Genomic DNA, 17,042 nt, shown 5'->3' with positions numbered 1-17,042 from the left:
TCCATGGTCGAGAGGGAAACAGCCCAGAGCATCGACTAAGGCCCCTAAGCGTACGCTAAGTGGGAAAGGATGTGGAGTCGCAGAGACAACCAGGAGGTTGGCTTAGAAGCAGCCACCCTTGAAAGAGTGCGTAATAGCTCACTGGTCTAGTGATTCCGCGCCGACAATGTAGCGGGGCTCAAGCGTACCGCCGAAGTCGTGTCATTCACACAATAGCCCCAACGGGTGTGTGGATGGGTAGGGGAGCGTCGTCTGCCGGGTGAAGCGGCACTGGAAGGTAGTCGTGGACGGTTGACGAGTGAGAATGCAGGCATGAGTAGCGATTCACACGTGAGAAACGTGTGCGCCGATTGACTAAGGGTTCCTGGGTCAAGCTGATCTGCCCAGGGTAAGTCGGGACCTAAGGCGAGGCCGACAGGCGTAGTCGATGGATAACCGGTTGATATTCCGGTACCCGCTGTGAAGCGTCAAACATCGAGCATCGTGATGCTAAGGCCGTGAAGCCGCCCTGATCTCTTCGGAGTTGAGGGGAGTGGTGGAGCCGCTGAACCGAGCGGTTAGTAGGTGAGTGATGGGGTGACGCAGGAAGGTAGTCCATCCCGGGCGGTGGTTGTCCCGGGGTAAGGGTGTAGGACGGTGTGTAGGTAAATCCGCATGCCATGTGTCTGAGACCTGATGCCGAGCCGATTGTGGTGAAGTGGATGATCCTATGCTGTCGAGAAAAGCCTCTAGCGAGTTTCATGGCGGCCCGTACCCTAAACCGACTCAGGTGGTCAGGTAGAGAATACCGAGGCGTTCGGGTGAACTATGGTTAAGGAACTCGGCAAAATGCCCCCGTAACTTCGGGAGAAGGGGGGCCACATCTGGTGAGGATCTTTACGGTCTGAGCTGGGGGTGGCCGCAGAGACCAGCGAGAAGCGACTGTTTACTAAAAACACAGGTCCGTGCGAAGCCGTAAGGCGATGTATACGGACTGACGCCTGCCCGGTGCTGGAACGTTAAGGGGACCGGTTAGCTTGGATTCGTCCAGGCGAAGCTGAGAACTTAAGCGCCAGTAAACGGCGGTGGTAACTATAACCATCCTAAGGTAGCGAAATTCCTTGTCGGGTAAGTTCCGACCTGCACGAATGGCGTAACGACTTCTCGACTGTCTCAACCATAGGCCCGGTGAAATTGCACTACGAGTAAAGATGCTCGTTTCGCGCAGCAGGACGGAAAGACCCCGGGACCTTTACTACAGTTTGATATTGGTGTTCGGTTCGGCTTGTGTAGGATAGCTGGGAGACTTTGAAGCGTGCACGCCAGTGTGTGTGGAGTCGTCGTTGAAATACCAGTCTGGTCGTGCTGGATGTCTAACCTGGGTCCGTGATCCGGATCAGGGACAGTGTCTGATGGGTAGTTTAACTGGGGCGGTTGCCTCCTAAAGGGTAACGGAGGCGCCCAAAGGTTCCCTCAGCCTGGTTGGTAATCAGGTGTTGAGTGTAAGTGCACAAGGGAGCTTGACTGTGAGACCGACGGGTCGAGCAGGGACGAAAGTCGGGACTAGTGATCCGGCGGTGGCTTGTGGAAGCGCCGTCGCTCAACGGATAAAAGGTACCCCGGGGATAACAGGCTGATCTTCCCCAAGAGTCCATATCGACGGGATGGTTTGGCACCTCGATGTCGGCTCGTCGCATCCTGGGGCTGGAGTCGGTCCCAAGGGTTGGGCTGTTCGCCCATTAAAGCGGTACGCGAGCTGGGTTTAGAACGTCGTGAGACAGTTCGGTCCCTATCCGCTGTGCGCGTAGGAGTCTTGAGAAGGGCTGTCCCTAGTACGAGAGGACCGGGACGGACGAACCTCTGGTGTGCCAGTTGTTCTGCCAAGGGCATGGCTGGTTGGCTACGTTCGGGAGGGATAACCGCTGAAAGCATCTAAGCGGGAAGCCTGCTTCGAGATGAGGGCTCCCACCCACTTGATGGGGTAAGGCTCCCAGTAGACGACTGGGTTGATAGGCCGGATCTGGAAGCACGGTAACGTGTGGAGGTGACCGGTACTAATAGGCCGAGGGCTTGTCCTCAGTTGCTCGCGTCCACTGTGTAAGTTCTGAGGCAACGAACAGTTGCCGGCTTTGAGCTGAACTCACAATTAAAGAGTGTGCTTGTTCGCTCGAAACCATTAGGGTTTCGGTGGTCATAGCGTGAGGGAAACGCCCGGTTACATTCCGAACCCGGAAGCTAAGCCTTACAGCGCCGATGGTACTGCAGGGGGGACCCTGTGGGAGAGTAGGACACCGCCGAACAATCTTTGGAGGACCCCTGGTCACCAGCGTTCAGCTGGGACCAGGGGTCCTTTTGTTTTTTCGTCACACACAGCTTGGAGCGCGCCGGGTACCCGGTTGCGTGAGAATGATTTTGCGGTACAGCAGACAGGAGTCACCGATGTCCACCAACTCTCCCGACGAGCGTCCGGACCGCGATCAGCGCCGCCGGGACGTTGGTGACCGCGGCGAACGCGGTGACCGTGGCGGCTTCCGCGGCGGGCCGCGCCGCAGCGACGACCGTGGTGGCTACACCGGCCGTCGTGACGACGACCGTGGATACGGCCGGCGTGACGACCGTGACCGTGACCGCGGTGGGTACGGCGGCCGTCGCGACGACCGCTCGGACCGTCCCGACCGCGGCGACCGCCGGGACAGCGGCGACCGTGGTGGCTTCCGCCGTGACAGCGGCGACCGCCCCACCTACCGCCGTGACGACCGCAGGGACGACCGTCGTGATGACCGTGGCGATCGCGGTGGCTTCCGTGGTGGTCGTGACGACCGCCGGGACAGCGGCGACCGCGGCGGTTTCCGCCGCGAGGGCGGCGACCGCCCGACCTACCGCCGTGACGACCGTCGCGATGACCGCCCCGGCAGCGACCGTGGTGGCTTCCGTCGTGACAGCGGCGACCGGCCCACCTACCGCCGCGATGACCGGCGGGACGACCGCCGCGACGACACCCGTGGCGGGTACGGCGCCCGGCGTGACGACGACCGTGGGTACGGCCGGCGTGACGACCGTGAGCGTGACCGCGGTGGGTACGGCGCTCGTCGTGACGACCGCAGGGACGATCGTCGTGATGACCGTGGCGATCGCGGTGGCTTCCGTGGTGGTCGTGACGACCGCCGGGACAGCGGCGACCGCGGTGGCTTCCGCCGCGAGGGCGGCGACCGCCCCACCTACCGCCGCGACGACCGCAGGGATGACCGCCCCGGCAGCGACCGTGGTGGCTTCCGCCGTGACAGCGGCGACCGGCCCACCTACCGCCGTGACGACCGCCGTGACGACCGGCGGGACGACCGCCGCGACGACCGGCGGGACAACGACCGTGGCGGGTTCCGCCGTGACAGCGGCGACCGGCCCACCTACCGCCGCGACGACCGCAGGGACGACCGGCGGGACGACCGCCGCGATGACCGTGGCGATCGCGGTGGCTTCCGTGGTGGTCGTGACGACCGCCGGGATGACCGCCGTGACGACCGGGGCGGACGTCCCGGCGGCTTCCGCCGCGACGATCGCGGGGAGCGGGGCGACCGTGGTGACCGCGGGGGACGTCCGGGTGGTTTCCGCCGTGAGGGTGACCGTCCGTCCTACCGTCGTGACGACCGGCGGGACGACCGCAGGGACGACCGTCGCGACGACCGCCGTGGCGGCGGCCGCTTCCGTGACGAGCGGGACCGGGACCGCGACCGGGAGCCGATCAAGCGGCTGCCGATCCCGGAGGAGGTCACCGGCGACGAGATCGACAAGGACGTACGGCAGGAGTTGCAGAGCCTGCCGAAGACGCTCGCCGAGGATGTCGCCAGGAACCTGGTGATGGTCGCCCGGCTGATCGACGAGGACCCGGAGGGCGCCTACGGCTACTCCAGGGTCGCGCTGCGGCTGGCGTCGCGTGTCGCGGCCGTGCGCGAGGCGGCCGGGTTCGCCGCGTACGCGAGCCAGAAGTACAGCGAGGCGCTGGCGGAGTTCCGGGCCGCGCGGCGGATGACCGGCAACGTGGAGCTGTGGCCCGTCATGGCGGACTGCGAGCGCGGGCTCGGCCGGCCGGAGAAGGCGCTGGACATGGCCGGTGCCCCCGAGGTGCACAAGCTCGACAAGGCCGGGCAGGTGGAGATGCGGCTCGTCGCGGCCGGTGCCCGGCGCGACATGGATCAGCTGGACGCGGCCATCGTGACGCTCCAGAGCCCCGAGCTGGCCTCGAACTCCGTCCAGCCGTGGACCGCCCGGCTGCGCTACGCCTACGCCGACGCGCTGCTGGCCGCCGGCCGGGAGTCCGAGGCGCGCGAGTGGTTCGCGAAGGCCGTCGAGGCCGACCGGGACGGCAGCACCGACGCGTCGGACCGCCTGGCCGAGCTGGACGGTGTGGAGTTCACCGACGCGCTCGACGAGGACGGCGAGAACGACACGGCCGACGCGTCGGACGCGGTCGCCGTGACGGACAAGGCCGACGAGCCCGAAGCCGCCCCGCAGCACAGCGGCGCCGACGACGCTGAGAACGACGAGAACGACGAGAACGACGAGAGCGCCGTCGAGGCCAAGAACGACGAAGGCGTCGACAAGGACTGAGTCCTCGAGCGTCCTTGCGCCGCGAGAGTGACGACGAGAGTGACGAAGGGCGGGCCCCGGTCGATACCGGCCGGGGCCCGCCCTTCGTGCGTCACGGCCTCCCCGCCCTCACAGCTCCAGTGCCCGCAGCACCAGCCCAGACGCCGGTTTCGGGCCGAACGACGTCGACTTGCGGGGCATCGTGACGCCCTGCCGGGCCAGCTCGCGCACCACGTCCTCGCGGACCGGGTGCAGCAGGACGGCCGTCCCGCCGTCGCGTTCGGCCTTCGCCACGGTGGCGGCGGTGTCGTGGATGTAGGCGATACGGGCGGGATCGTCCTCGGGGATGTCCCAGACGTGCTCCAGGAGCGTGGCGTGCAGGACGGTCGCGTCGAGCCTGCGCCAGGCCGCCGGACGGTCGGCGGGGACCGTACGGTCCAGGAGACCGGGGTCGGGGCGGTCCACCAGGTGGAAGGCGCCGTCGCCCGCGAGGAGGAAGGCGTTGCCCGCGCAGGCGGCGTCCGCCAGCACCTCCAGCGCCTTGGCCAGGGGCGTCCCGTCCAGGCGCCGCACCCGGAAGTGGCCGCCGAGCGCCGTCAGCGCGTCGGCGACCGGCAGTCCGTGCAGCAGGCGGTGGATGGCGCGGACCCGGAGCGGGTAGCGGGCGGTGTCGACCAGCAGGACGAGTCCGTAGTCCCAGGCGCTGGGCGAGGGGTGCTCCGCGCGCAGGCGCCGGTAGGTCGCCCAGCGGTGGTGGCCGTCGGCGATCAGGGCCTGGTGCGTGGCCAGGTCCTCCCGGATCCCGGCCAGGTCGGCGGGGTCGGTGAGGGCCCACAGGCGGTGGCCGAAGCCGTCCTCGGTGGTGGTGGAGAGCAGCGGGGGCCGTTCGGCGGTGCGTTCGATGATCACGGTCGTCGCGGCGGTGGAGCCGTTGCCGCGGTAGGTCAGCAGCAGCGGTTCCAGGTTGGCGCTGGTCGCGCGCATCAGAGCGGCGCGGTCGGCGACGACGTGGGGCATCACGTCCTCGTGCGGCAGCACCACGCCCTCCGCCGGGTCCGAGACGCGCAGCGCGCCGATCAGGCCGCGTTGCAGCAGGCCGTCGCCGTCGCGCTGCTCGTAGACGTACAGGCCGGGTTCCGGGTCGGTGGTCAGGACGCCCTCGGCGAGCCAGCGGCGCAGGGTGTCGGCGGCCTGTTCGTTGCGGGCGTCGGGCGTGCCGGCCTGGGGCAGGATCAGCCGGACGATGTTGTGGGGGTCGGCGGACTGGAGGTGGTGCAGTCCGTCGGGGCGTACGACGACGTCGTAGGGGGGTGACGTCACGGCGGCCAGACTGCCGACCCGGTCGGGGTCGTAGCGGAGGCCCCGGAACGGAGTGAGGTCGAGGCCGCGGCGCGGTGTTGCCGGCGAGTGACCTGCTGTGTTCATCCCGGCATCGTACGTGTGTCAGTGGCATGGGGGATGATCGGGGGAAACCGGCACACGAGGAGCGATGCGGAATGAGTCAGGGCGTCAGGACCGGTCCCGAGGGCAGTGCGCGGGCGCTGAGCGAGGCGTACGACACGGCGCTGCTCGACCTGGACGGGGTGGTGTACGCGGGAGGTGAGGCCATCGCGCACGCCGTGGACTCGCTCGCCGCCGCCCGTGCGGGCGGCATGCACCTGGCGTACGTCACCAACAACGCCCTGCGCACCCCGGACGCGGTGGCCGCGCACCTGACCGACCTGGGGATACGGGCCGAGGCGTCGGACGTCGTCACCTCGGCGCAGGCGGTGGCCCGGCTGATCGCCGAACAGCTGCCGCAGCGGGCGCGGGTGCTGGTCATCGGTGGTGAGGGGCTGCGGGTGGCGCTGCGCGAACGCGGCCTGGAGCCGGTGGATTCGGCCGACGACGACCCGGCGGCCGTGGCCCAGGGATACGGCGGCCCGGAGATGCCGTGGGGGCGGTTCGCGGAGGCGGCCTACGCCGTCGCGCGCGGGGTGCCGTGGTTCGCCTCCAACACGGACCTGACGATCCCGAGCGCGCGCGGCATCGCCCCGGGCAACGGCGCGGCGGTGGAGGTGGTCCGGATCGCCACGGGTGCGGAGCCGCAGGTGGCGGGCAAGCCGCTGCCGCCCATGCACCGCGAGACGGTGCTGCGCACCGGGGCGCGGCGCCCGCTGGTGGTCGGTGACCGGCTGGACACGGACATCGAGGGCGCGTTCAACGGCGGGGTGGACTCGCTGCTGGTGCTGACCGGGGTGACCGACGGGGCGCGGCTGCTGGCCGCCCCGCCCGAGCACCGGCCGACGTACGTCGACGCCGATCTGCGCGGGCTGCTCACCGGGCAGCCGGAAGTCACCCGGACGGGTGAGGGTTTCCGGTGCGGCGGGTGGACGGCGGCGGCGGGCGCAGACCGGCTGGAGCTGGCCGGTGAGGGTGAACCGCTGGACGGGCTGCGGGCGTTGTGCGCGGCGGCGTGGACGGCGGGCGGCGCGCGGGCGTGTGCGCTGGAGAGCGAGAAGGCGCTGGCCCGCCTGGGGCTGTGACGCACTGTCGAGGCCAGGGGAGGGGTTAGGTTACCCTAACCAGGTGTTGGTCGACAGTCCCCCGAAGAGCGCGCGGCGCGGGCCGCCGCACCCCCGAGCCGTCGCGGGGCGCGCGCCGCCGGGCTGCTCGCGTCCGCCGCGCTGCTGCTGCTCGTCGCCCTGGCGAGCGTCGCGATCGGCGCCAAAGGGCTGAGCCCGGCCCAGGTCTGGCACGGACTGTTCCAGGACTCGGGGACGTACGGCGACGTCGTGGTCGGCCAGCGGCTCTCGCGCACCCTGCTCGGACTGCTCGCCGGGTCCGCGCTCGGGCTGGCCGGTGCCGTGCTCCAGGCGCTCACCCGCAATCCGCTGGCCGACCCGGGCATCCTCGGCATCAACGCGGGCGCGTCGGCCGCCGTGGTCACCGCGATCACCTACCTCGGCGTGACCGGCCTGAGCGGCTATGTGTGGTTCGCCTTCCTCGGCGCCGCCGCGGTGGGAGCGCTGGTGTGGTTCCTCGGCGGCAGCCGGGGCGCCACGCCGGTACGGCTCGCGCTGGCCGGTACGGCGATCGGCGCCGCGCTCTACGGCTATGTCCAGGCCGTGATGATCACGGACGACGCGGCGCTGGGCCGGATGCGGTTCTGGACCGTGGGCTCCCTGGCCTCCGCCACGAACGAGACCGTCGTGCAGGTGCTGCCCTTCTGCGTCGCCGGCACCGTCCTCGCGCTGCTGCTGGCCCGGCCGCTGAACGCCCTGTCGATGGGCGACGACACCGCGCGCGCCCTCGGTGCCCGGCTGCACCGCACCCGGGCGCTGGCGATGCTCGCCGCGACCCTGCTGTGCGGGGCGGCCACCGCCGCCTGCGGTCCGATCGTCTTCGTCGGCCTCATGGTCCCGCACGCGGTGCGCTCGTTCACCGGGCCCGACCTGCGCTGGATCCTGCCCTACTCCACCGTGCTGTCGCCCGTGCTGTTGCTCGGCTCGGACGTGATCGGACGGATCGTCGCCCGGCCCGCCGAGGTCCAGGTCGGCGTCGTCACCGCGCTCATCGGCGGACCGGTGTTCATCCTGCTCGTCCGGCGGCGGAGGACGGCCCAGCTGTGAAGACGCACCGCACCCCCACCGCGAAGACCCCCCGGACGACCGCCCTCGGAACGACCACCACCGAGGCGGCCGCCGCCGGAACCGGGACCGCGCACACCCCCGGTGCCCGCGCGCCCCGCGCCGTACGTGCCGTCCGCGCCCCCGGCGGGCTCTCCCTGCGCCTGGACGTACGGGCGTTCACCGTCGTCGTCCTGCTGACGCTCGCCGCGCTCGCCGCGGGCGTGGTGCTCATCGGCACCGGAGACTTCCCGATCGACGCCTCCGACGTACTGAAGACGCTGGCCGGACAGGGCGACGCGGGCCAGGAGTTCATCATCCGCGAACTGCGGCTGCCCCGGGTCCTGGTCGGCCTGCTGGTCGGCGCCTGCCTGGGCCTGGGCGGTGCGCTCTTCCAGTCGGTCGCCCGCAACCCGCTCGGCAGCCCCGACGTGCTCGGCCTCTCCCAGGGCTCGACCGCCGGCGCCCTGGTGGTGATCGTGCTGCTGTCCGGCAACGCCGCCGCGGTCACCCTCGGCGCGCTGGCGGGCGGCCTGGCGACCGGGCTCGCGATCTATCTGCTGGCCTGGAAGCAGGGCGTCCACGGCTACCGGCTCGTCCTGGTCGGCATCGGCGTCAACGCGGTCGCCACCGCGGTCAACGGCTATCTCCTCACCAAGGCGGACTTCGTCGACGCGGCCCGCGCGGTGAACTGGCTGGCCGGCTCGCTCAACGGCCGCGACTGGGACCAGGTCTGGCCGCTGCTCGCGCTGTGCGCCGTACTGCTCCCGCTCGTCCTCGGCAACGCGCGCGGGCTGCGCATGCTGGAGATGGGCGACGACGTCTCCTACGCCCTGGGCGTGCGCGTCGAGCGGGTGCGGCTGCTGCTGATGGGCTCCGCCGTCCTGCTCACCGCCGCCGCGACCGCCGCCGCCGGACCGGTCGCCTTCGTGGCGCTGACCGCGCCGCAGCTCGCCCGCCGCCTGACCCGCTCGCCCGGCCCGAACCTGGTCCCGTCGCTGTGCATGGGCGCCGCCCTGCTGGTCACCGCCGACTGGGCCGCGCAGCGCGCCTTCGGCGCCGACCAGTTGCCCGTGGGCGTGGTCACCGGCGTGCTCGGCGGGGTCTACCTGCTGTGGCTGCTGGTCACCGAGCGCCGGAAGGGCCGGATATGAGCAGCCGGCCGGACATGAGCAACCCGAGTACCACCGTGAACGACCCGAGGAGCACCGTGAGCCGCCTGTCCGCCGACAACGTCACCCTGGCCTACGACCAGCGCGTCATCGCCGAGGAGCTGTCGGTCGAGATCCCCGACAACTCCTTCACGGTGATCGTCGGCCCGAACGCCTGCGGCAAGTCCACGCTGCTGCGGGCCCTGTCGCGGATGCTCAAGCCCAGCCACGGCCGGGTGCTGCTGGACGGCCAGGTCATCCAGTCGATGCCCGCCAAGCAGGTCGCCCGGACGCTCGGGCTGCTGCCCCAGTCGTCGATCGCGCCCGACGGCATCACCGTCGGCGACCTGGTGGGCCGCGGCCGCTACCCGCACCAGGGCATCCTGCGGCAGTGGTCGGCCGAGGACGAGCGGGTCGTCCAGGAGTCCATGGAGCAGACCGGGGTCACCGCGCTCGCCGAACGGTACGTGGACGAGCTGTCGGGCGGTCAGCGCCAGCGGGTGTGGATCGCCATGGCCCTCGCCCAGCAGACGCCGCTGCTGCTGCTGGACGAGCCGACGACGTATCTGGACATCCAGCACCAGATCGACGTCCTGGACCTCTGCGCCGACCTGCACGAGGAGCAGGGGCGCACCCTCGTCGCCGTGCTGCACGACCTCAACCACGCGGCCCGCTACGCCACCCACCTCATCGCGCTGCGCGAGGGCGAGGTCATCGCCCAGGGCGCGCCGAAGGAGATCGTCACCGCCGAGCTGGTGGAGAAGGTCTTCGGGCTGCGCTGCCAGGTCATCGACGACCCGGAGACGGGCACCCCGCTGGTGGTGCCGGCGGCCCGCGCGGCCCGCGCGCGTCACGCCTCCGTGGCGCCGGGGGCCGAGGTCACAGCAGCTTCCTGAGCCGGAACAGGTCCAGCAGGCTCGCCTCAAGACGCACCCGGCCCGAACCCCAGGCCGTGGCGAAGTTCAGCTCGCCGCCGACCAGCGCGAGAAGGTCCTCGCCCGCCATGGCGAGCCGGATCTGCGCCCTGTCCCGCGGCGGGCCCGGCAGGGTCTCGCGCACGTCGATCCGGCCGCCGGTGAGACGGCCGGCGAAGGTGACGTCGAGATCCGTGATGTGGCAGCTCACCGAGCGGTCCAGGGAAGCCGCCGCACGGACGTCGCCCTGCGCGCCCGCCATGCTGTCCGAGAGCTTCTCGAGTGCGGTACGGCACTCCGCGATCGTGGCCATCGCGACCGACGGTACCCCAGGGCTTCGCGGTAGCGTCTGGGCATGAGCGACTCCGTGCCCGAGGCCGAGCCCCGGACGCCGGCGGCGGCCCCCGGCGAGCCCGCCGCCCAGCAGCCCGCCGGCCCTGCCGACCCCGCCGCCGGGGAACCCTTCGCGCCCGCCCCGCTCGGCGTGCCCCGTACGCCCACCGGCGACGCGGACGTCGACGCCGCCCTGGAGCGGCTCGGCGACGCCGACCACCTCGGGACCGACGGGCACCTGGAGGTGTACGAGGATGTACACGGGGGGCTGCGCGACGCGCTCACCGCGCTCGACACCCGCCCGGGACCTCCGGGACCCCAGGGCCCCCCGGCGCCGCCGGCGCCTTCACCGCCGTACCGACACAGGAGCTGAACCGAACGTGGCAGGAGTCGCACGCCGCCGTCTCGACGCGGAACTGGTCCGCCGCAAGCTCGCGCGCTCGCGCGAGCACGCCGGCCAGTTGATCGCCGCGGGCCGGGTCACCGTCGGCAAGACCGTCGCGACCAAGTCCGCCACACAGGTGGAGACCGCCGCCGCGATCGTGGTCACCGCCGACGACAGCGACCCCGACTACGTCTCCCGGGGCGGCCACAAGCTGGCCGGCGCGCTGGCGGCGTTCGTCCCGCGAGGGCTCGTCGTCGAGGGCCGGCGGGCGCTGGACGCCGGCGCGTCCACCGGGGGCTTCACCGATGTGCTGCTGCGGGCGGGCGCCGCGCACGTCGTCGCCGTCGACGTCGGCTACGGGCAGCTCGCCTGGTCGCTCCGGCAGGACGAGCGGGTCACCGTCAAGGACCGTACGAACGTACGGGAACTGACCCCGGAGGCGCTCGACGGGGAGCCCGTGGGCCTCGTCGTGGGCGATCTGTCCTTCATCCCGCTCGGCCTGGTGCTGCCCGCCCTGACGCGGTGCGTGACGCCGGACGCCGATCTGGTGATGATGGTCAAGCCGCAGTTCGAGGTGGGGAAGGAGCGGCTGGGCAGTGGGGGTGTCGTACGGAGTCCGCAGCTGCGGGCGGAGGCCGTGCGCGGCGTGGCCGGGAAGGCGTGGGAGCTGGGACTCGGGGTGCGGGGCGTCACCGCGAGCCCGCTGCCGGGCCCGTCCGGGAACGTCGAGTACTTTCTGTGGCTGCGTGCCGGGGCGCCCGCCCTGGACCCGGCCGACGTTGACCGTGCAGTGGCGGAGGGGCCGCGTTGACACAGGACCTAGCTCGGACACACACCCAGGCACGAACCGTCTTCCTGCTGGCCCACACCGGGCGGCCCGCCGCCGTGCGCAGCGCCGAGCTGGTCGTCAAGGGGCTGCTGAAGGCCGGGATCGGCGTACGCGTCCTGGAGGCGGAGGCGCGCGACCTGCCGCTGCCGGACGAGGTGCGGCTGGCCGCGGAGGCCACACCGCAGTGCCTGGACGGCTGCGAACTGCTGATCGTGCTCGGCGGTGACGGCACGCTGCTGCGCGGGGCGGAGTTCGCCCGCGCCTCGGGCGTGCCGATGCTCGGCGTGAACCTCGGCAGCGTGGGCTTCCTCGCCGAGGCCGAGCGCGACGACCTGGACAAGGTCGTCGACCGGGTGGTGTCCCGGGCCTACGAGGTCGAGGAGCGGATGACCGTCGACGTGGTCGTGCACCGCAACGGCGACATCGTGCACACCGACTGGGCGCTGAACGAGGCGGCCGTGCAGAAGGTGTCCGCCGAGCGGATGCTGGAGGTCGTCCTGGAGATCGACGGGCGCCCGGTGACCGGCTTCGGCTGCGACGGCATCGTGTGCGCCACGCCCACCGGGTCGACGGCGTACGCCTTCTCCGCGGGCGGTCCCGTGGTGTGGCCCGAGGTCGAGGCGCTGCTGATGGTGCCGATCAGCGCGCACGCGCTGTTCGCGAAGCCGCTGGTGACCTCGCCCGACTCGGTGCTGGCCGTCGAGGTGCTGCCGCACGTGCCGCCGGGCGTCCTGTGGTGCGACGGGCGCCGCACGGTCGAGCTGCCCCCGGGGGCCCGCGTCGAGGTGCGGCGCGGCGCCGTACCGGTACGGCTGGCCCGGCTGCACCACGCGTCCTTCACCGACCGTCTGGTGGCCAAGTTCGCCCTGCCGGTGTCGGGGTGGCGCGGGGCGCCGCGCTGAGCTGTGCCCCGGCACGGCGCCCGCCACCCCGCTTCGGCGGGGACCACCGGATCCGGAACTCGTCCCACACGGAAACGACCGGACCGCCCCCGCCAGGCGGGCGGCGCACTGGTGAACGAGCGTGCCGTCCATGGGTAACGGTCCGTGTTCTCCCCGGTCGGGTGGGGCGCGTCGCGCGAGGCGAGCAAAACCTCGTATGGTCGGGGTCGTGTTGGAGGAGATGCGGATACGGTCGCTCGGAGTCATCGACGACGCTGTCGTCGAGCTGTCGCCCGGCTTCACCGCGGTCACGGGTGAGACGGGTGCGGGCAAGACCATGGTGGTCACCAGCCTGGGACTGCTGCTGGGCGGGCGCGCGGACCCGGCGCTCGTACGGATCGGCGCCGGGAAGGCGGTCGTGGAGGGGCGCGTCACCGTGCCCCCCGGAGCCGCCGCGGCCGTCCGGGCCGAGGAGGCGGGCGCCGAGCTGGACGACGGAGCGCTGCTGATCAGCCGTACCGTCTCCGCCGAAGGCCGCTCCCGCGCCCATCTGGGCGGACGCAGCGTCCCGGTGGGGCTGCTCGCCGAGCTGGCCGACGACCTGGTGGCCGTGCACGGCCAGACCGACCAGCAGGGCCTGCTGAAGCTGTCCCGGCAGCGGCAGGCGCTGGACCGGTACGCGGGCGACGCCGTCGCCGTGCCGCTCGCCAAGTACGCGGAGGCGTACCGGCGGCTGCGGGCGGTCTCCGGCGAGCTGGAGGAGATCACCACGCGCGCGCGGGAACGCGCCCAGGAGGCCGGCATGCTCCGGTTCGGCCTGGACGAGATCGCCGCCGTCGAGCCGCGCGCCGGTGAGGACGCCGAGCTCGCCGAGGAGGCCGAGCGGCTCGGCCACGCCGAGGCGCTCGCCTCCGCCGCGACGCTCGCGCACGCCGCGCTCGCGGGCGATCCCGAGGACCCCGAGGGCATCGACGCGGCCACCCTGGTCGCGGGCGCCCAGCGCGCCCTGGAGGCCGTACGGGCGCACGACCCGGCGCTCGCCGCGCTCGCCGACCGGATCGGTGAGATCGGCATCCTGCTCGGTGACGTCGCCGGGGAGCTGGCCGGGTACGCGGGCGACCTGGACGCCGATCCGCTGCGGCTGGCCGCCGTCGAGGAGCGGCGCGCGGCGCTGACCGCGCTGACCCGCAAGTACGGCGAGTTCGAGCGGGGCATCGACGCCGTGCTGGCCTGGGCCGAGCAGGGCGCCGTCCGGCTGACCGAACTGGAGGGCGACGACTCGCGGATCGACGAGCTGACCGCCGAGCGGGACGCGCTCCGCGCCGAACTGGGCGGCCTCGCGCAGGACCTGACCGAGGCGCGCACCGAGGCCGCCGAGCGGTTCGCCGCCGCCGTCACCGCCGAGCTGGCCTCGCTCGCCATGCCGCACGCGCGCGTGTCGTTCGAGCTGCGGCAGACCGAGGACCCGGACGGCGTGGAGGTGCACGGCCGTACGGTCGCCCACGGGCCCTGGGGCGTCGACGAGGTCGAACTGCTGCTCGCCCCGCACCCGGGCGCCCCGCCGCGCCCGATCGCCAAGGGCGCCTCCGGCGGTGAGCTGTCGCGCGTGATGCTGGCCGTCGAGGTCGTCTTCGCGGGCACCGATCCCGTGCCGACGTACCTCTTCGACGAGGTCGACGCGGGCGTCGGCGGCAAGGCGGCCGTGGAGATCGGCCGGCGGCTCGCGAAGCTGGCGCGGAGCGCGCAGGTCGTCGTGGTGACGCATCTGCCGCAGGTGGCCGCCTTCGCCGACCGGCAACTGCTGGTGGAGAAGACCGACGACGGGTCCGTGACCCGCTCGGGCGTGAAGGTGCTGGAGGGCGAGGACCGGGTCAGGGAGCTGTCCCGGATGCTGGCGGGCCAGGAGGACTCCGAGACGGCACGGGCCCACGCGGAGGAACTGCTGGCGGCGGCGCGGGCCGACGGATAGCGGCCCGCGAGCCGGGCGGTGGTCGGCCAGGGGCGGTTCCTGGCGCGTTCCCGGGATCCCTAGAGTGATCGCATGATCGTACGAGCGGGCCGGAACGCCGCCCTTCTCACCTCGGCCGCACTCGCCTCGGCCGCGCTCACCCGGGCGTCCCTCCGGGCGCTGCGCACCCGGCCGCCCGGCGGGCGGGCGCGCTGGGAACGCGAGAACCACGCCGGCCGGACCGTCGGGCTGTACGCGGCCCCGGCCACCGCGCTGGCCGCGGCGGCGGGCGCGGCACGGGTGCGTCCGGCCGCCGCTCTCGCCGTGGCCGCCGCCGGGCTCTGCGGGGCCTACGACGACATCGCGGGCGCCGGTGACCCGCGCCGCGGCTTCCGCGCCCATCTGTCCGCCCTGTGCGCGGGCGAGGTCACCAGCGGCGCCGTCAAACTGCTCGGCGTCTCGGGGGCCGCGCTCGCCGCCGGGGCCCGGCTCAAGGAGCGGCCGGCCGACAAGGTGCTGGCCGCGGTGGTGATCGCCGGGACCGCGCACCTCGTCAACCTCGTGGACGTACGCCCCGGACGGGCCGCCGGGACGGTGCTGGCGCTCGCCGCGCCCGGACTGCTGCGCGAGGGGCCCGGTGCCGAGCTGGCGGCGACCGCCGCGGGCGTCGCCGCGGCGGTGCTCCCCGACGACCTCGGCGAGCGCGTGATGATCGGCGACACGGGGGCGCACGCCCTGGGCGCGCTGCTGGGCACCGCGATCGTCGCGGGCAACGGACGCGCCGGGCTGGCCGCGCACGCCGCCGCCCTGGTCACGGCGGCGGTCTGCGGCGGCCGGGTGAGCGCGGCGGCCGGCGCCCGCTGACGCCCGGCGGCACCCGCCGTCGTCCCGGACCGCTCGGGGGCGGATCCGGCGCGCGACCCCGAAAAGGGAAGTACGCTCCCGCGTGCGCCCCGCGCGACGGAGACTCCGGTTCATCCGGTACGGCGCTCCCGCGTGCGCCCCGCGTACGAGGCCGCCGCCCGGCCCGGTCCGGCGCTCGCGCGCGCCGCACGCCCCCGCAGAGGCACGGGCGCCTGCTCACTCGTGCGGATGACCCGGACCGGCGCGCCCGCCCCCGGGCGCCGTGCCGTGCGACCGCCCGCCGTACCCGGAACACCCGTACGTCCTGGCATCCTTGACGGAGAACACGGTGCGCCCAGGAGGCGCGCACGCCCGGCCCCGCGCCCCCGATACCTTCTGTACGTTTCCCGTTGACCGCACCACGCCGACCCAGGAGCCCCGCCCGCGTGACCCCCGTGAGCAGCACCGCACCGCACGGCCAGTCGCCACTGCGCACCGTGCAGGTGATCGGTGGCGGCAACGCGGGCAGCAGTGCCCATGTGCGGTCCCTGGCCGCGGGGCTCGTCGCACGGGGCGTGCGCGTCACGGTGTGCGCCCCCGTGGAGGCCGACCACGCCTACGACTTCACCGGTGTCGGCGCCGACCATGTGCATGTGCCGCGCAGCAGCGACCCCGGTTCCGTGGCGGCCCTCCGCGCGGCCTGCACCGAGGCGCACCTCGTGCACGCGCACGGACTGCACGCCTCCTTCCGCGCGGTGCTCGCGCTCCGCGGCCGGCGCACCCCGCTCGTCGTGACCTGGCACAACCGCGCGCACGCGGAAGGGGCGCGGGCCCGGTTCCTGCGGCTGCTGGAGCGGCGGGTGGTGAAGGCGGCCGCCGTGGTGCTCGGCACCACCTCCGACCTGGTGGAGCGGGCGCGCCGGGCCGGTGCGCGCGACGCCCGCCTCGCCGCCACCGCGCTGCCCGGCCCGCACCCGGAGGACGGCACGGACGACCCGGACCGCACACCGCCCAAGCTCCGGGCCGAACTCGGCGCCACCGGGCGCCCGTTGCTCCTGGCCGTCGGCTCGCTGGAGCGCCACCGCGGCTACGAGTTCCTGCTCGACGCGGCCGCCGCCTGGCGCCGTCTCGACCCGATGCCGCTGGTGGTCGTCGCGGGGGAGGGGCCGCTGCGCGCGGCCCTGCAGCGGCGGATCGAGGACGAGGAGCTGCCGGTCCGGCTGATCGGGCTGCGCGACGACGTGCGGCGGCTGCTCACGGCCGCCGATCTCGCGCTGGTCACCAGCAGCTGGGAGTCGCGCTGCGTGCTCGCCCAGGAGGCGCTGCTCGCCGGGGTGCCGCTCGTCGCGACCGCCGTGGGCGGGATCCCCGACCTGGTGGGCGACGCGGCCGAACTCGTCCCCTACGGCGAGCCGCACACCCTGGCCGCCGCCGTGGTGCGGCTGCTCGCCGACCCCGGGCGGCGCGAACTCCTGCGGAGGAAGGGCGCCGCGCAGGCCGCGAGCTGGCCCACCGAGGACGAGACCGTCGCCCAGGTCCTCAGCGTCTACGACGAGTTGACCGAACCGGGCCGGCCGGTCTGAGAAG

Annotated in this window: 12 protein-coding genes, 2 rRNA genes and 2 pseudogenes (1 of these 16 running past the window's edge); 14 read left to right on the top strand and 2 right to left on the bottom strand. The window is 72.6% G+C overall.

Going from position 1 to position 17,042, the window contains the following annotated elements:
- The 4 genes and pseudogenes from A8713_RS06550 to A8713_RS06535 form a co-directional block, all read left to right on the top strand.
- Window positions 1-2,057, top strand: a 23S ribosomal RNA gene (locus A8713_RS06550); it begins 1,065 nt to the left of the window's first position.
- A 105-nt stretch (window positions 2,058-2,162) separates the two neighbouring features.
- A 5S ribosomal RNA gene (gene rrf, locus A8713_RS06545) occupies window positions 2,163-2,279 on the top strand.
- Between the two features lie 139 nt (window positions 2,280-2,418).
- Window positions 2,419-3,321: pseudogene (locus A8713_RS34090) on the top strand (hypothetical protein); the annotation flags it as partial.
- Between the two features lie 405 nt (window positions 3,322-3,726).
- Complete coding sequence (locus A8713_RS06535) at window positions 3,727-4,584, top strand: tetratricopeptide repeat protein (RefSeq protein WP_216826788.1); 858 nt, start codon at window positions 3,727-3,729, stop codon at window positions 4,582-4,584.
- 108 nt (window positions 4,585-4,692) lie between these two features.
- Here A8713_RS06535 and A8713_RS06530 read toward each other — a convergent pair whose 3' ends face one another.
- Window positions 4,693-5,988: a DUF1015 domain-containing protein gene (locus A8713_RS06530; protein WP_064532097.1), complete on the bottom strand. Its 1,296-nt coding sequence runs from the start codon at window positions 5,986-5,988 to the stop codon at window positions 4,693-4,695.
- Between the two features lie 71 nt (window positions 5,989-6,059).
- Here A8713_RS06530 and A8713_RS06525 point away from each other — a divergent pair, with 71 nt between their 5' ends.
- The 4 genes and pseudogenes from A8713_RS06525 to A8713_RS06510 all read left to right on the top strand — a co-directional run bounded on the left by A8713_RS06525 (window position 6,060) and on the right by A8713_RS06510 (window position 10,218).
- Complete coding sequence (locus A8713_RS06525) at window positions 6,060-7,088, top strand: HAD-IIA family hydrolase (RefSeq protein ID WP_064532096.1); 1,029 nt, start codon at window positions 6,060-6,062, stop codon at window positions 7,086-7,088.
- Between the two features lie 43 nt (window positions 7,089-7,131).
- Window positions 7,132-8,174 (top strand): annotated as a pseudogene (locus A8713_RS06520) (FecCD family ABC transporter permease).
- Window positions 8,175-8,329: 155 nt separating this feature from the next.
- The gene (locus A8713_RS06515) at window positions 8,330-9,325 is read left to right on the top strand and encodes a FecCD family ABC transporter permease (protein ID WP_064537287.1); all 996 of its coding nucleotides are present in this window, start codon (window positions 8,330-8,332) and stop codon (window positions 9,323-9,325) included.
- 14 nt (window positions 9,326-9,339) lie between these two features.
- Window positions 9,340-10,218 (top strand): ABC transporter ATP-binding protein, encoded by an 879-nt coding sequence (locus tag A8713_RS06510; protein ID WP_107440778.1) that lies wholly within the window; start codon window positions 9,340-9,342, stop codon window positions 10,216-10,218.
- Here the strand turns inward: A8713_RS06510 and A8713_RS06505 are convergent.
- On the bottom strand, window positions 10,202-10,549 hold the full coding sequence (locus tag A8713_RS06505) for a hypothetical protein (protein ID WP_064532089.1): 348 nt from the start codon (window positions 10,547-10,549) through the stop codon (window positions 10,202-10,204). The genes A8713_RS06510 and A8713_RS06505 overlap by 17 nt on opposite strands.
- A 42-nt stretch (window positions 10,550-10,591) precedes the next feature.
- Here A8713_RS06505 and A8713_RS06500 point away from each other — a divergent pair, with 42 nt between their 5' ends.
- From A8713_RS06500 to A8713_RS06475, 6 genes are all read left to right on the top strand, one after another.
- Complete coding sequence (locus A8713_RS06500) at window positions 10,592-10,942, top strand: hypothetical protein (RefSeq protein WP_064532084.1); 351 nt, start codon at window positions 10,592-10,594, stop codon at window positions 10,940-10,942.
- A 7-nt stretch (window positions 10,943-10,949) separates the two neighbouring features.
- Window positions 10,950-11,765 carry a hemolysin gene (locus A8713_RS06495; protein WP_064532082.1) on the top strand — a complete coding sequence of 272 codons (816 nt, stop codon included), beginning with the start codon at window positions 10,950-10,952 and terminating at the stop codon, window positions 11,763-11,765.
- The gene (locus A8713_RS06490; protein WP_079158856.1) at window positions 11,762-12,685 is read left to right on the top strand and encodes an NAD kinase; all 924 of its coding nucleotides are present in this window, start codon (window positions 11,762-11,764) and stop codon (window positions 12,683-12,685) included. Before A8713_RS06495 ends, A8713_RS06490 begins: the two co-directional genes overlap by 4 nt.
- Before the next feature lie 196 nt (window positions 12,686-12,881).
- Window positions 12,882-14,633: a DNA repair protein RecN gene (gene recN / locus A8713_RS06485; RefSeq protein WP_064532080.1), complete on the top strand. Its 1,752-nt coding sequence runs from the start codon at window positions 12,882-12,884 to the stop codon at window positions 14,631-14,633.
- A gap of 72 nt (window positions 14,634-14,705) precedes the next feature.
- Entirely contained in the window at window positions 14,706-15,476 is a 771-nt protein-coding gene (locus A8713_RS06480) for a hypothetical protein (RefSeq protein ID WP_064532078.1), read from the top strand.
- Between the two features lie 425 nt (window positions 15,477-15,901).
- Window positions 15,902-17,038 carry a glycosyltransferase family 4 protein gene (locus A8713_RS06475; protein WP_064532076.1) on the top strand — a complete coding sequence of 379 codons (1,137 nt, stop codon included), beginning with the start codon at window positions 15,902-15,904 and terminating at the stop codon, window positions 17,036-17,038.
- Window positions 17,039-17,042: the final 4 nt, after the last annotated feature.

Source organism: Streptomyces sp. SAT1 (assembly GCF_001654495.1).
In the GTDB taxonomy this organism is placed as follows: Bacteria; Actinomycetota; Actinomycetes; order Streptomycetales; family Streptomycetaceae; genus Streptomyces; species Streptomyces andamanensis.
Note: the sequence above shows the minus strand (reverse complement) of the source record. Positions and strands in the feature narration are given on the sequence as shown.